Genomic DNA, 15592 nt, shown 5'->3' with positions numbered 1-15592 from the left:
TCTTAATTGTTAATATGAAAATCCTTCCTGAAAACATTATTTTACGGGATTACCTAAGGCATTTTATTAATATGTCTCAGTGAAAGGTTAAGGTGCAGTTATGGCATTATATCGATATGAAACCCATCTACATACCAAAGAAGCCAGTGCGTGTTCTATCATTAGCGGTGCGGAGCATGTAAGAAACTATAAAGAAGCAGGTTATAGCGGAATTGTAGTAACCGATCACTTTTTAAACGGTAACAGTTGCATACCGAAGAATTTACCCTGGGAGAAGCAGATTGAGTTGTTTTGTAAAGGGTATGAAAATGCTAAGGAAGAGGGAGACCGGATCGGACTTTCAGTGTTTTTCGGTTGGGAAGCTTATTTTCAAGCCACCGAATTTTTAATCTATGGTCTGGATAAAAAATGGCTGTTAGAACATCCTGATATGTTAACCTGGTCTGTTGAAGAGTACCATAGGAGGGTCCATGAAGACGGAGGATTCGTTATCCATGCTCATCCGTTTCGAATACGTCCTTATATCAAAGAAGTAAGATTGTTTCCTGATACCATTGATGCAGTGGAGGTAATTAATTGTGGTAATCATGATCCGGAGTTTGACCATAAGGCCCTTGCATATGCAAAAAGTTTAAATTTGCCGGTCACAGCCGGAACAGACGCCCATGGCTACGAAAGTGCCCTTGCAGGAATTGATTTTGAGCATAAAATTAAGGACAGTCAGGATTTTATAGAAAGTATTAAAGCAGGCAGATATAAGTTGATAAGGATCTAACTTATGAAACCTAAATCAGGTAACTAAAATTACAGTAAATAAGATTATTTTACCGGCTTCGAAGAAACTCGAACGTTTTATTTTTTACGAATGCCTGTAACGATAAAATAAGAAACAACAGGAGGTTAAGATTATGAAAAAACCATTTGTAACGCTAGAACAACTAAAGGAAATAACAAAAAGTTATCCTACCCCCTTTCATATCTATGATGAAAAGGGAATTCGTGAAAATGCCAGAAGATTAAAAGAAGCTTTCGCTTGGAATAAAGGATTTAAAGAATATTTTGCAGTAAAAGCGACACCAAATCCGTTCATCATCAATATACTTAAGGAGGAGGGATGTGGTGTGGACTGTTCCTCTATGACGGAGCTTATGATGGCTGAAGCATTGGGATTTTCAGGAGATGAAATCATGTTTTCCTCCAACGCAACGCCGGCAGGGGAATTCGTTAAGGCAAGAGAATTGAATGCATATATCAATCTGGATGATTATACACATATTGACTTCTTAGAAAAAGTAGCAGGTATTCCGGAGACGATTTGCTGTCGTTATAATCCCGGTGGAGTATTTAAGACAGCCAACGGCATTATGGATAATCCGGGCGATGCAAAATATGGGCTGACAAAAGAACAATTAATTGATGGATTTAAAAGGTTAAAGGAAAAGGGAGCAAAATATTTTGGTATCCATTCTTTCCTTGCAAGCAATACGGTTTCAAATGAATATTATCCTACCTTGGCGAGCATCTTATTCGAGTTGGCTGTCGAAGTAAAGGAAAAAACCGGAGTAGAGATTAAATTCATCAATTTATCCGGTGGCGTTGGTATCGCCTATAAGCCGGAGGAACAGTCGAATGATATCATGGTGATCGGGGAAGGTGTAAGAAAGGCATACGAGGATATTCTTGTACCGGCCGGTTTGACGGATGTGGCGATTTTTACAGAGCTTGGTCGTTTTATGCTGGCTCCTTATGGACATCTGGTTGCTACTGCAGTTCATGAAAAGCACATTTATAAGGAGTATATTGGTCTGGATGCCTGTGCGGTTAATCTGATGAGACCTGCTATGTATGGTTCCTATCATCATATTACAGTTATGGGTAAAGAGGATGCCCCTTGTGACTATAAGTATGATGTAACCGGTTCACTATGTGAGAATAACGATAAATTCGCTATTGACCGTATGCTTCCTAAGATTGATATCGGTGATCTGATTGTGATACACGATACCGGAGCTCATGGTTATGCTATGGGATATAATTATAACGGTAAGCTTAGATCGGCTGAGCTTTTATTAAAGGAAGATCATTCTATACAGTTGATTAGAAGAGCAGAAACGCCTAAGGACTATTTTGCAACCTTTGATTTCTGCGATATTTTAAAAGATTATTAATAATTTATAATTTCTAATAACAATATGAACTATGCGGTTTTTCGAAGAAAAACAGGAACCTTAATCAGTCTGTTGGAAGGAATATTCACAAAAGAATAGAATATTTTATATGGTTTGAAGATAAGATATAATGTAACTTTCGAGGTAACAAAAGTTAAGATTGTCACAACAATTTTATAAACTTCGTAAAGATACTAGTCAGCCTGCTAAAAAAAGATAAGTATGTTCTGTATGCATCCATTTATATATTGTGACAAAATGTTATTATTTATTAATGGATGAATTCAGAACAATCGGATACTTTTGAGAGATAACAATTTGGTAAGTGAGCCATATAAGATATATCTAAGGGTCACAATAATCTAAAAGTCGTCACCTGCTGATAAAATGATTCATAAAATCAAGGATTTTTATAATGTTGACAAGAAACAATCGATACGATATAATACTTTGAATGTATTGTATGTTTTATAGAAAGCAATATGGAGGAAGGGTGTTTTTATGGTAGAGAAGAAAAACATATTGACTTATGAGGGATTAAAACAGCTAGAGGAAGAACTTCATGATTTAAAAGTGAACAAAAGAAAAGAAGTGGCTCAGAAAATCAAGGAAGCGAGAGAACAGGGGGACCTTTCTGAAAATGCTGAGTATGATGCTGCTAAGGATGAGCAAAGAGATATTGAAGCAAGAATTGAAGAAATCGATAAGATTCTAAAAAATGCCGAGGTTGTCGTAGAAGATGAAGTAGATCTGGATATGATAAACATCGGATGTAAAGTAAGAATTTTTGATATGGAATTTAACGAAGAATTGGAATATAAAATTGTTGGGTCAACAGAGGCAAACAGTTTAAAAGGTAAAATCTCCAATGAATCACCGCTAGGCATGGCGTTACTTGGTAAGCGCGTAGGTGATGTGGTTGATGTGGCTACCCACACGGGAACAATACAGTACAAAATATTAGAGATTCAAAAATCAAATTAGACGATACAGTTAAGAAGTTATATAAATAATAACATTAGATAAAGGTGTATCAGTTTACAGTGATAAGAGGTGAAGAGTCATGGCTGACGAAAGATTACAGACACAACCGGAACAGGATATCAATGAATTACTCAAGGTTAGAAGAACAAAACTTGCGGAACTTCAAAATAACGGGAAAGATCCTTTTCAAATTATGAAATTCGATGTTACCAATCACGCTAAGGACATCCTGAACGATTTTGAGAACTTCGAAGGGAAAATTGTTGCTTTAGCAGGTCGAATTATGTCTAAAAGAGTTATGGGTAAAGCATCGTTTTGTAATATCAGAGACTTAAGCGGAGATATTCAGGCTTACGTTAAGAGAGATGAGATCGGAGAAGAACCCTATGCTGATTTTAAGAAATTCGATATCGGTGATATTGTAGGTATCAACGGTGAAGTGTTTAAAACACATACCGGTGAGATTTCTATTAAAGCTGTAAAAGTGGTACTTTTATCTAAGAGTCTTCAGATACTTCCTGAGAAATTTCATGGTCTTAAGGATACTGACACCAGATATAGGCAAAGGTATGTGGATTTAATTGTAAATCCTGAAGTTCGTGATACATTTATTAAGCGTTCTCTTATTATAAGAGAAATACGTAATTATTTGGATAGTAAGGATTTTCTTGAAGTAGAAACTCCGGTTTTGGTTTCAACCCCCGGTGGTGCGGCTGCAAGACCGTTTAATACCCATCATAATGCCCTGGATCAGGATATTCATTTAAGAATCTCCTTGGAGCTATATCTTAAGAGACTTATTGTAGGCGGACTTGAGCGGGTATATGAGATAGGAAGAGTATTTCGAAATGAAGGTTTATCGGTAAGACATAATCCGGAATTTACTTTGCTGGAATTATATCAGGCGTATACGGATTATTACGGAATGATGGATCTTGTGGAAGATTTATTTAGAAATGTTGCAATGAAGGTTTTGGGTACAACGCAAATTACTTATGACGGCGTTGAGATTGACCTTTCAAAACCCTTCGAACGGTTAACTATGGTAGATGCTATTAAAAAATATGCAAATATAGATTTTGATCAGATTCCTGATGAGACGGCAGCGAAGGCTCTGGCGAAGGAACATCATATCGCATATGAAGAGAGACATAAGAGAGGAGACATTATCAATCTGTTCTTTGAAGAATATGTAGAAGAGCATCTGGTACAGCCTACCTTTATTATGGATCATCCGGTTGAAATCTCACCGTTAGCCAGTAGAAAACCGGAAAATCCTGATTATACAGAGCGGTTCGAGTTGTTTATTACGAAGCGTGAGATGGCCAATGCCTTCTCGGAATTAAATGATCCAATTGATCAAAGAGGACGTTTTGAAGCGCAAGAGGCACTTCGTGCGGCTGGTGATGAGGAAGCGAATGAGTTAGATGAGGATTTCCTTACAGCGCTAGAATATGGTATGCCCCCTACCGGTGGTATAGGAATTGGTATTGATCGCTTTATTATGTTATTAACCGATTCCATGGCAATCAGGGATGTATTATTATTCCCGACGATGAAGACCAAAGAGTAAAAAGTTCGTGCTGGTAAGGGCGAAACTTACGACCGATTTTACGATCAATTAATGAGAACACGATCAAAGCATAAGATCAACTAAAAATACTATTACTGGAGGATGAAAGACATACTTTCATCCTCTTTTCTTATAAAAAAGCAGCGTATTATCGATAAAAAAGCTGTAATCAAGGCAATGTCAAATATAATAATAATTGGGTGTTTGTTATAAATAATAATATTACCAAGGATATTTGTATAGAAAATCATAGTTGTTTCAGAAGCGAGGTGTGTCAACCCCACATAATGGAAATTAGTGTTCAAATATCTTGATTATTTTACTCTACTGAACTATAATATACTCATCTTATCAGAAGGGGAGTGATTTTATGAAAAGTATTGCGCACATAGGACAGGTGATTATTAACTAAACACCCACATTTGTATTTCTTCTTGAATTATCAAATGCGGGTAATATGATAAGGAGAAATGAATGGAAAATATTGGCGAAATAAACCTTGACAAAGTGGTTTTGGATTGTAAAAATCCTGTAATGCTTTCTGATTTTTATGTTAAGTTACTGGGCTGGCATAAAGGTTATGAAACGGATGATTTCATTATTATAGGATCAGAAAAGTGTAACGTAAACATAGGGTTCCAAAGAAATGAATTATATGTTGCTCCAGTATGGCCTGAAGAGGTTAACAAGCAACAGCAAATGCTACACCTTGATTTTAGTATGGAGAAAGCAAAGCTTCAGGAATGGATTAATTATGCTTTAGAACTTGGAGCAAGACAAGCAGATATACAATATGGGGAATGGGCTGTAATGCTCGATCCTGAGGGACATCCGTTTTGCTTTGATGTAGTGTAAGAAATAAAGTTTTAAGAAACCATAGGCTATCGAGTTGATAGCCTATGGTTTTTTGTTCCTCATCAAAAGATACTTTAGATGGTATCAGCGCCGGCAAAAATGATATTAGAATTAATGATTTAAATTATCGTTGTTTCAGCTTAAAAGAGGATTGAAACATAATACATTTCAGAATTACATATATATATGTTGTATAAATAAGTTAGAGACATTGGGTCTGCTGCAAAATGGATCAGTCAGGGAAGTCATATTCCCTGAAGTTTCATTTTGCAGCAGATCTTGTTTTATGATATAGGTAATTACTCCGAATTTCCTATATCATAAAAAGCCTTCCGGGCAGGATGCGCACTCGCGCGTAAGGATTGTTGTCGGTTATACCGACCGCGCTTGGCGCGAGAGTTGCCAAGAAAATTTTTGCTCTTGTATAGAAAATTGTATCCTTTCAATCATCTAAGGGAAGCAACAACGAAAATAAAAAAATGTCTCGAAATTCAATTTTATATATGATATACTAGAGTATGGATTTGCATATAGATTCATTGCCATGTATATTTCTGGAAAATCCTGTGAAAGCTTGAAATAGGAGTTCACGGTTCAGGAGGAGAACATGTTAAATAATAAAAAAATCAGATTAATGACGAAATTAGCTGTATATGAAAATAAAGAAGGTAAAGAAGATATCCGTTTAAGTAAGTATTATAAAACAGATTATGTTAGATATCAGATACTAAAATCCATTATCAGTGCAACGATAGGCTATGCGCTTATCCTGTTTATGATTTTTCTTTATGAAATGGAATATCTGATACGTCATGCAGTTGATTTGGATTATAAAACACTGGGAACGTATATTCTTGGTATTTATATTATATTTGTAGCAGTATATGGATTGGGTTCCGCCATAGGCTATTCTATGAAATATGATGCTTCAAGAAAAAAGTTAGCAAAATACTATAAATTGTTAAAACGCTTAAATAAGCTATATAACGAAGAGACTCCGGAGTCTTAATTTTGGGAGGATGAATCATAATGATGCCATTACTTGTTTTTAGAGAACGTGTAAAAAATTTTTATCAAAGATATGATATATATATAACACCGGCTGTTAAGTTTTTATTTGCATTTATCGCATTTCGAACCATTAATAATGAAATCGGGTATGATGCGAGATTGCAAGCTTTGCCGGTAGTACTTTTGCTTTCCCTATTAAGCGCGTTTACTCCCTCTGCTATTATGGTACTCCTGGCAGCTTTATTATCAACTTTACATGTATACTCTATTTCACCTATTCTATCAATTATTATCGTATTGATATTGTTAATCCTATATTTCTTGTTTGCTCGATATACACCTAGGTTTGGATATGTTATGTTGGCAGTACCGATTCTATATTTTCTTAAGATACCATATATGATACCGATTTTATTGGGACTTATTTCAACTCCGGTTGCCATTATCCCTACCAGCTGTGGTGTGATTATTTATTTTTTATTTCAAATAATAAAATCTGCTGTAACGATGCAGGTGAATATAACAGCAGAAGAAATTATGCAGCTTTATAAATATGTAATTGACAGCCTGATTAAAAACCGAATGATGATTATGACAATGGTTGTTTTTGCACTCATATTGATGGTAACCTACTTTGTTCGAAAGATGAAGTTTGATTATGCATTTGAAATCTCGATTGTAGCAGGTGCATTAACCAGTATTCTGGGGTTTTTAGTAAGTGATCTGATTATGGACAATTCGAATCAGATATTAAGTATGATTTTGGGTACGATAGTTTCTGCAGTAATTGTTTATGGTATTCATTTCTTCAAATTAACCTTGGATTATTCAGGCGTTGAACATGCACAATTTGAGGATGATGTATATTATTATTATGTAAAAGCTGTTCCTAAGATTACCGTAACAACACCCCAGGTGAATGTGAAACATATCAATGTTAAGACTGCAGACAGAGGCTCCAAAGGCACTGTTAGGAGACAGGAGCTTGATATGGAAGAGGATTATGACGAGGATGATGATATTACTGTGGATAAATCGCAGGATTATAAATAATATGATATAACAGGAACGGATAGAGTAGAGTAGCAAAGTAAAAAGGTGGGAGTGAGAAGGTATGGATTCAATCAGCAATTTTATCTACAACTATTTGATATGGCTATCGATTCCTGATATTACTGTAACAGATGTAATAGAAATAATGATCTTAGCTTTTCTGATTTACCATTTGGTAAAATGGGTTAAGACGACCAGAGCATGGTCTCTGGTAAAGGGCTTGGTTGTTGTAATGGCGTTCTGGTTAATCGCAGTGATATTTGAATTGAATGTAGTTATATGGATCATTACGAATACCATAAGTGTCGGAATTATAGCGCTCATCGTTGTATTTCAGCCAGAATTTAGAAAAGCATTGGAACAGTTGGGACAGCGAAATATCGTAAGATCCATTATTACCTTTGACGACACCAAGGAAAAAAATGAGAAATTTTCAGACCATACCTTGAATGAAATTGTAAGAGCTACCTTTGAGCTGGCAAGGACAAAAACAGGTGCTTTAATTGTGATTGAGGAAGATACACCTCTCAATGATTTTGAGAGCACAGGAATTTATCTGGACAGTATAACCAGTAGTGAGTTATTGATTAATATATTTGAACATAACACCCCGCTTCATGACGGTGCAGTTATTCTTAGGGGCAATCGGATTGTTGCAGCTACCTGTTATTTACCCTTATCAGATAATATGCAACTGAGTAAAGACTTGGGAACAAGGCATCGGGCCGGCATAGGTATTAGTGAGGTTTCAGACAGTTTGACAATTATTATATCAGAAGAAACCGGAAAAGTATCACTTGCCAAGGGAGGGAAATTAATTCGGAACATAGACGGAGATTATCTAAGATCGAAGCTAACCGATGCACAGAAGAAAACCACTGAGGCTAAGAAAATAAAATTATGGAAGGGAAGAATCAAGAATGAAAGACAAGTTGACTAGGAATATTGGTTTAAAAATCCTATCCATCCTTCTTGCCTCCGTCTTATGGTTAGTTATTACGAATGTGGATGATCCTGTGGTTCCCAAAGAGTTTCGTAATGTTGAGGTTGAAATTATAAATGAAGATGCGATACATGCACTTAACGAGGAATATGAAGTTATTGAAGGCGATACAATTGACTTTACTGTAAGGGCAAGGCGCTCCATACGGGATGAATTGACAGAAGATGATTTTGTGGTAACAGCTGATTTTGAAAATTTATCGGTTGTTGATTCGGTTCCCATTAGTATTACCTGTCCGAAATATAAGGGTGAAGTGGAGATTACGGAAGGCTTGCCTAAGCATATGAAAATCAGCCGTGAGGAATTAGTAGATAAAACAGTGAAAGTCGATGTAATAGCAAAGGGTGAGCCGGCAGAAGGCTATGTTGTTGGTGAGACAAGCGTAAGTCCAATTTTTATCACTGTAACCGGACCGAAAGCAAGAGTAGACCGAATATCAAAAGTGGTTGCTGAAGCAGATGTAACAGGTGCATCCCGAACATTTACCAGGATATCAGAACCCATAGCTTTGGATGAAGAAGGTAACCCGATTGAATCAAAACTGGATTATAGTGAAAAGAATCTCTTTGTAAGCATTGATTTATACAGAAAGAAAATGATTAATGTTTTATTAAACATTACAGGAGAACCAGCCGAAGGTTATGTGCAAACAGAGCAGAAGTATGAACCGGAGGTTATCACCATAGCGGCAGAGGAAAGTATCCTTGCAGATATAAAATATCTACCCATTACAGAGGATATCACCGGTGCATCAAGTAGTATCGAAAAGCAAATAAATCTATTAGATGCCTTACCGGAGGGTGAAAATATAATTATCGTTGATGAGGATAAGACAGTGGCAATCAGCATTACAATAGAAAAGATGGAATCTACGGAAGTTTCCATATGGCCAAGGGATATTGATATTAAGAACCTGTCAAGTTCATTAGACTTAGACTTTATTACTACCGGTCCCATAAGGGTAAAAGTAATGGGACCTAAGGATTTAATAACAGAATTGACGAGACAAAATTTAAATCCTTATATTAATATGGCTGGATATTCTTCCGGTACATATACCATGGAAATTAAAACAGACCTACCCAATAGTGTTATATATGATACGCCTAAGGTCAGAGTAAATGTGGAACGGTAATTGACCTGGTAGCAGATAGGAGGTTGGCGATTGGTAAGTAAAAAAATAGTCATAAGGATACCGGCAGGACTTCATCTTAGGCCAATTAGTGTTTTATGCAACAGAGCCATCGATTACAAATCAAATATATCGATAAAGCTTGAGGAAAAGACAGTAAATGCTAAAAGTGTTCTAGGCGTATTATCTGCTTGTGTTAAGTATGAGGATGAAATAGAACTCATCTGTGAAGGTCCTGATGAGGAAGAAGCACTAGAGGTTTTAAGCGATATGATACAAAAAGGTCTGGGGGATGAATTCATAAAAAAATAGTTGCCAAAGAAAAGGCATGATGTTATAATTTAGGTCACTATATTTGGTAGTGGCCTTTTTTATAATATTTGAAATCTCTATGAATTTCCTATACCAAGAATATAGATAGAAATTGTATTCATAATAAGAAACGCTTTGCTATGTATACATATATTTATGCATATAGATGTATATGTTAACAGTATTCTTACTGTTATACAAAGACATATAATATGACAGATTCAAATCATAACATACTTTAAAGAACAGCAACATAATATGGAATAATAACTTAAGATCATGGTAAACGAAATTGTTATAAAGCCCGAAAGGGCTTTTCGGTTACTATCGTAAATATATAAAATGAAGAAGAGGTTTTTAAATAATAAAGATCAGGGTGTCATAAGCCTCTCTTCAAACTCGAACTCGTCAATTTGCACATACACTTTCTTTATTCAGAGTGATGCAAACATAGTTTAGTGAGCAACAGTATGAAGTCGTTGGTGCGAATTTACGTATGATATTTTATTTCTGGGCTTTTGACGCCCTAATCATAATAAATTATAAAATGAAAGGATATGATTTGATTGGGACTCGAGTAGACAATGCAAAATTATTCATTATTAAGAAATACAGTGTGATTTATCGACTCCATAGTTAATGTGATGATAATGAAGCAAGAATGTAAAGTTTTTCTGTTGAAAACAAAAAGTAAATCATATTAATTGGAGGTAAGTATTATGTTAAATTATAAAAGGTATCAAAGAAGTCCTATTATTAATCTGCCTGATCGAAGGTGGCCAAACAAAGAGATAGAGAAGGCGCCAATTTGGTGCAGTGTGGACTTAAGAGACGGTAACCAGGCTTTGATTGAGCCTATGGTTGTGGAAGAGAAGGTTGAGTTTTTTCAACTTTTAGTTAATCTTGGCTTCAAAGAAATCGAAGTTGGATTTCCTTCTGCTTCTCAGATCGAATTTGACTTTCTCAGACAGCTGGTCGAGCGTAAGTTGATTCCGGAGGATGTAACCATTCAGGTACTGGTTCAGTGTAGAGAACATCTTCTGAAAAGGACCTTTGAATCCCTGGAGGGAGTGAAAAGGGCAATTGTCCACATCTATAACTCAACCTCAACATTGCAAAGGGACGTGGTATTTCATAAAAGCAAAGAAGAAATCAAACAGATTGCAATTGAAGGAACAAAACTGGTGAAAGAATATGCAAAGGATTTTTCAGGTGAAATTATCCTGGAATATTCACCGGAGAGTTTTACGGGAACCGAAGTGGAGTATGCTCTGGAAGTATGCAATGCAGTTGGGGATGTATGGGAACCAACGCCAAATAAGAAGATGATAATGAATCTGCCTGCAACCGTTGAGATGAATACACCCAATGTGTATGCGGATCAGATTGAATGGATGAGCCGTAATTTAAACAATCGGGATTCGATCATATTAAGCGTTCATCCCCATAATGACCGTGGAACCGGAGTGGCGATTGCTGAATTGGCATTGATGGCAGGAGCTGATAGAGTGGAAGGCACCTTGTTCGGTAATGGTGAAAGAACCGGTAATGTGGATATTCTCACTCTGGCTTATAATATGTTCTCACAGGGGATCAATCCGGAATTAAATATAACGAATATTAATGAAATTATAGAAGCATATGAGCGCTTATGTAAAATGAAGGTACATGAAAGACATCCCTATGCAGGTAAACTGGTATTTACAGCTTTCTCAGGATCGCATCAAGATGCGATTAATAAGGGTATTAAAGCCATGAAGGAACGGAACAGTACCATCTGGGCTGTACCCTATCTCCCGATTGACCCTTCTGATATCGGACGTCAATATGAGCCGATCGTTAGAATAAACAGTCAGTCCGGTAAAGGCGGAGTTGCCTTTATCATGGAAACCTATTTTGGATTCAAGCTTCCTAAGGGAATGCATAAGGAATTTGCACAGGTGATTCAAGATCTTTCTGAGAAACAAGGTGAAGTTGCGCCTGATCAAATAATGAATGAATTTAAAGTAAGCTATTTAGATAAAAAAGAGCCATTGCATTTTAGAAAATGTAAATTCGAAGATATGACGGATGGTGATGAAGCCGGATATACCCGAGCAGCTGTTGAGTATACAGATCATGGTGTAACGAAAGTTTTTGATGCTACAGGAAATGGACCCATTGATGCCGTACAAAAGGGACTACAAAAACAACTTGGTATCAGTTTTAAGGTACTGGATTATTCAGAGCATGCCCTTAGTGGCGGCGGTAATGCACAAGCGGCAGCATATATTCAATTATTGGATATAGAGACGGGTAAAACCACGTTTGGAGTTGGAGTAAGCTCGAACATTACAAGGGCTTCCATACGGGCTATGTTCAGCGCCCTAAACCGTCTATATATGAATTAAGATATCATAATTAACAAACAAATTGTTTATTGAATAAATTGAAATATACTTAGTGAAACATAGATAACTGCCGGCCGGCTAGGAAAGTTCAGATCCATAGTTGGCAGGCAGTTATATTTATGTGAAGGCAAAGTGAGAGTGCTCTAAGCTTGCTTAGAAACACTTGAACACGCCCGCGAACCCGAGCAGTCTCGCGAAGCGTGACGCTTCGTGGTTTATATAAAAGCACTCAATTCTTAAAGTTTACTAATCTATGTTCCTATAATTGGGCAATACTTATATTATGCACAATTCTTATGAAAATGATCGCTATGAAATACCGAAAATACAATAGATACAATTCAATGATAGAACATATGGAAACTGGTAAAACTAATGATGAACAATAGTTTTGGTATTGCAGTACAAAGGGGCTGTCCTTGACTAAATTTCCTAAAAATGCTATAATTCCATTGCTGTAGAAAACATAAAAACAAATTCTAAGACTCACATGGAGGGCTAAAAATGAAAGTAAGTGTAATTGTTCCTTACCATGAAGAAGAAGCGTATTTGAGGGATTGCCTTGATAGTTTGGTAGAGCAATCTTATCGTGATATAGAGATTTTACTTATTTGTGATCGTGTAAGAGAGAATGCTCTGACCGTACTATCAGATTATCAGGCAAAACTCGATATTAAGGTTCATCATCTGAAGGACAAAAAAGGCGTTGCTGCTGCAAGAAATTTAGGACTAGATATGGCAAACGGAGAATATGTGTATTTTATGGATAGCGATGATTATCTTTATGGAGATACTCTCGAGAATCTGGTGGTTGCAGCACAGGATAGAGATGATGATATTATATATGGTAAGAAAAAACCTACCTGGTTTCAGAGAAGTGTTTATCTGGCGATGAATCAGGAAAATGATTCAGAGGATATTGAAGAAGAGGATGATGACAGCTCTTTTAATTCAGCAGAGTTAAATATGGAAAATGGTGAAGACGGGAAAGGCTCATACAAGGATTCAACAGATGAGGATGATCCGGAGGATGATCAGGACGATAATGATTACAAGGATGATAGCGACGATTCTGATGATAATGATGACAAACAATACAAAGATGAAAGTAAAGGTCAAAAGAACGATTCAAGATCAGAAGACGACGAGGATGAGAAAGATATCATTTTGTCCGAGAACGAATTACAGCTTTTAAGAGAAAAGCGCACAAGACAGGCGTATCGGATTTTGGTATCTAAAAGAAAAGGTGTCAGAAATATATCTGTTTTAAATATATTATTTAAACGAAGCTTTATTGAAGATAATAAACTTCGTTTTCCGGAACACCTAGTTTATTTTTCGGATATGCCATTCTTAATAGAAGCATTAGCAAATACCGATCGTTTTAAAAAGCGATTATCGGCTAAGTATATTAAAAGAAAGCATAATGATACGATTAATAATCCTTCTCTGTCACAAATAAAAGACCCCAACCGATTCTATGAATTCTTGGATGCATACTACGAAGCCATTAAGAGGATACCAAGAGATTCGGATTTACGGAACAGACTGGATAGAAAATATATCTCCTACTATGCCAAAAATTATGCACCAAGATTGAAGCGAAGTAAAAACGATGCATGGCGTACGGATAATTTTGTTCTCATGAGTGATATCATGAAAGGAATGAATCCTGAAGTAATTAATAGTTTAAAAGGATATAAAAAACGTCTCATTAAAGCTTTGATTAAAAAAGATGTGAATAAGTCTATCAAAATAGTTAAAATGAATCTAGCCAGAAAGAAAATAAAACGGATACTGAAAAATAAGAAAGCATTCGCTAAGTTTCTCTATGTTCATTATTTTATTAAGAAACCTTTAAAGGATAACTGGGTTATATTCGAGAGCTTCTTTGGTAAGAGTTATTCTGACAGTCCAAAGTATGTGTATGAGTATCTGGCAAAAAATTATCCGGGTCAGTATAAATTTATCTGGGTAATCAATAAAAGAAACACAAAAATACCCTATAAACATAAGAAAATCAAGCGTTTCGGTATAAGATATTCTTATTACCTAGCCAGATGTAAGTATTTTGTATTCAATGGCAGACAGCCGGAATGGGTAAAAAAACGTCCAGGGAGTGTATTCCTTCAAACCTGGCATGGAACACCCCTTAAAAAGTTGGTATTTGATATTGAAGATGTAAGCAGTGCAACTCCAAAGTATAAACAGCAGGTTTATAAGCAATCCAGAGCCTGGGACTATCTGATAGCTCCTAATGCCTTTTGTAGTGAAACCTTCCGTAGATGCTTTATGTTTGAAAAAAAGATGTTAGAGACCGGTTATCCCAGAAATGATATTTTGCATTCCCCCGATAAGAATCTATTAGCCGGAAAGATAAGAAAGAAACTGAGCATTCCAAAGGGTAAAAAAGTAATTTTGTATGCTCCAACCTGGAGAGACGATGAGTTTTATGCAAAAGGTAAGTATAAATTTGAGCTACATTTAAATCTGGATCTGCTAAAGCAAGAGCTGGGAGAGGACTATGTAATATTAATCCGGACGCATTATTTCATTGCAGATTCCTTGGATGTCAGTGCCTTGAAAGGATTTGCTTATAATGTAAGTAAATATGATGATATATCAGAGCTATACTTGATTTCGGATATCTTGATTACGGACTATTCCTCTGTATTCTTTGACTATGCAGGATTAAAAAGACCAATGCTTTTCTTTACCTATGATCTTGATAAATATAGGGATGTTTTAAGAGGCTTTTATATTGATATCGAGAGAGAGGTTCCAGGCCCCTTACTCTTTACATCCGAGGATGTTATAAATGCTATTCATCATATCGATGAAATACAGGATAGATATCATGATAGATATGAGAAGTTTTACCAGAGATTTTGTGCATGGGAGGATGGACATGCATCTGAAAAAGTGGTAAAATCAGTTTTTGGTAAGTAAAGAGAGTTAATATAGAATTTTTGCCATATTAAGGTGGTTTGTCTACGGTTAAACAAAAAACCTCCGGATGGAAACCACGGGTGGAGGTTGATCAGATTTCGGAGTACTATTAAACGCGCTTTGTATGAAGTGAAATTAGGGTAAAAGTATGCCGAGGCATAT

Annotated in this window: 12 protein-coding genes; all 12 read left to right on the top strand. The window is 36.1% G+C overall.

Annotation, left to right across the window (positions count from 1 at the left end; translation table 11 throughout):
* Window positions 1-100 precede the first annotated feature (100 nt).
* The 12 genes from I5677_RS05645 to I5677_RS05590 all read left to right on the top strand — a co-directional run bounded on the left by I5677_RS05645 (window position 101) and on the right by I5677_RS05590 (window position 15430).
* Window positions 101-775: a PHP domain-containing protein gene (locus tag I5677_RS05645; protein ID WP_197660605.1), complete on the top strand. Its 675-nt coding sequence runs from the start codon at window positions 101-103 to the stop codon at window positions 773-775.
* A 130-nt stretch (window positions 776-905) separates the two neighbouring features.
* Window positions 906-2168 (top strand): diaminopimelate decarboxylase, encoded by a 1263-nt coding sequence (locus I5677_RS05640; RefSeq protein WP_334298786.1) that lies wholly within the window; start codon window positions 906-908, stop codon window positions 2166-2168.
* 501 nt (window positions 2169-2669) lie between these two features.
* The gene (greA, locus tag I5677_RS05635) at window positions 2670-3152 is read left to right on the top strand and encodes a transcription elongation factor GreA (protein ID WP_197660603.1); all 483 of its coding nucleotides are present in this window, start codon (window positions 2670-2672) and stop codon (window positions 3150-3152) included.
* Window positions 3153-3231: 79 nt separating this feature from the next.
* Window positions 3232-4725 carry a lysine--tRNA ligase gene (lysS, locus tag I5677_RS05630; protein ID WP_197660602.1) on the top strand — a complete coding sequence of 498 codons (1494 nt, stop codon included), beginning with the start codon at window positions 3232-3234 and terminating at the stop codon, window positions 4723-4725.
* A gap of 474 nt (window positions 4726-5199) precedes the next feature.
* Window positions 5200-5580, top strand: a complete 381-nt coding sequence (locus tag I5677_RS05625) for a VOC family protein (RefSeq protein WP_197660601.1) — start codon at window positions 5200-5202, stop codon at window positions 5578-5580.
* A gap of 607 nt (window positions 5581-6187) precedes the next feature.
* Window positions 6188-6589, top strand: a complete 402-nt coding sequence (locus I5677_RS05620; RefSeq protein ID WP_197660600.1) for a hypothetical protein — start codon at window positions 6188-6190, stop codon at window positions 6587-6589.
* A 20-nt stretch (window positions 6590-6609) separates the two neighbouring features.
* Window positions 6610-7644: a hypothetical protein gene (locus I5677_RS05615; protein WP_197660599.1), complete on the top strand. Its 1035-nt coding sequence runs from the start codon at window positions 6610-6612 to the stop codon at window positions 7642-7644.
* A 61-nt stretch (window positions 7645-7705) separates the two neighbouring features.
* Window positions 7706-8584 (top strand): diadenylate cyclase CdaA, encoded by an 879-nt coding sequence (gene cdaA / locus I5677_RS05610; RefSeq protein WP_197660598.1) that lies wholly within the window; start codon window positions 7706-7708, stop codon window positions 8582-8584.
* A complete protein-coding gene (locus I5677_RS05605; RefSeq protein ID WP_197660597.1) occupies window positions 8565-9782 on the top strand; it encodes a CdaR family protein in 1218 nt (405 codons plus the stop codon). The genes cdaA and I5677_RS05605 overlap by 20 nt, the downstream gene beginning before the upstream one ends.
* 30 nt (window positions 9783-9812) lie before the next feature.
* Entirely contained in the window at window positions 9813-10091 is a 279-nt protein-coding gene (locus tag I5677_RS05600) for an HPr family phosphocarrier protein (RefSeq protein ID WP_197660596.1), read from the top strand.
* Window positions 10092-10810: 719 nt separating this feature from the next.
* Entirely contained in the window at window positions 10811-12481 is a 1671-nt protein-coding gene (gene leuA / locus I5677_RS05595) for a 2-isopropylmalate synthase (RefSeq protein WP_197660595.1), read from the top strand.
* A gap of 504 nt (window positions 12482-12985) precedes the next feature.
* Complete coding sequence (locus I5677_RS05590; RefSeq protein ID WP_197660594.1) at window positions 12986-15430, top strand: bifunctional glycosyltransferase/CDP-glycerol:glycerophosphate glycerophosphotransferase; 2445 nt, start codon at window positions 12986-12988, stop codon at window positions 15428-15430.
* The last annotated feature ends 162 nt before the right edge of the window (window positions 15431-15592 follow it).

The sequence above is a fragment of the Mobilitalea sibirica genome, assembly GCF_015999265.1.
Taxonomy (GTDB): domain Bacteria; phylum Bacillota; class Clostridia; order Lachnospirales; family Lachnospiraceae; genus Mobilitalea; species Mobilitalea sibirica.
Note: the sequence above shows the minus strand (reverse complement) of the source record. Positions and strands in the feature narration are given on the sequence as shown.

Bases quoted from the DNA above. Each gene is read 5' to 3' on its own strand.
- I5677_RS05645 (WP_197660605.1), top strand. From the start codon at position 101: ATGGCATTATATCGATATGAAACCCATCTACATACCAAAGAAGCCAGT.
- greA (WP_197660603.1), top strand. From the start codon at position 2,670: ATGGTAGAGAAGAAAAACATATTGACTTATGAGGGATTAAAACAGCTA.
- lysS (WP_197660602.1), top strand. From the start codon at position 3,232: ATGGCTGACGAAAGATTACAGACACAACCGGAACAGGATATCAATGAA.
- I5677_RS05625 (WP_197660601.1), top strand. From the start codon at position 5,200: ATGGAAAATATTGGCGAAATAAACCTTGACAAAGTGGTTTTGGATTGT.
- I5677_RS05620 (WP_197660600.1), top strand. From the start codon at position 6,188: ATGTTAAATAATAAAAAAATCAGATTAATGACGAAATTAGCTGTATAT.
- I5677_RS05615 (WP_197660599.1), top strand. From the start codon at position 6,610: ATGATGCCATTACTTGTTTTTAGAGAACGTGTAAAAAATTTTTATCAA.
- cdaA (WP_197660598.1), top strand. From the start codon at position 7,706: ATGGATTCAATCAGCAATTTTATCTACAACTATTTGATATGGCTATCG.
- I5677_RS05605 (WP_197660597.1), top strand. From the start codon at position 8,565: ATGAAAGACAAGTTGACTAGGAATATTGGTTTAAAAATCCTATCCATC.
- leuA (WP_197660595.1), top strand. From the start codon at position 10,811: ATGTTAAATTATAAAAGGTATCAAAGAAGTCCTATTATTAATCTGCCT.
- I5677_RS05590 (WP_197660594.1), top strand. From the start codon at position 12,986: ATGAAAGTAAGTGTAATTGTTCCTTACCATGAAGAAGAAGCGTATTTG.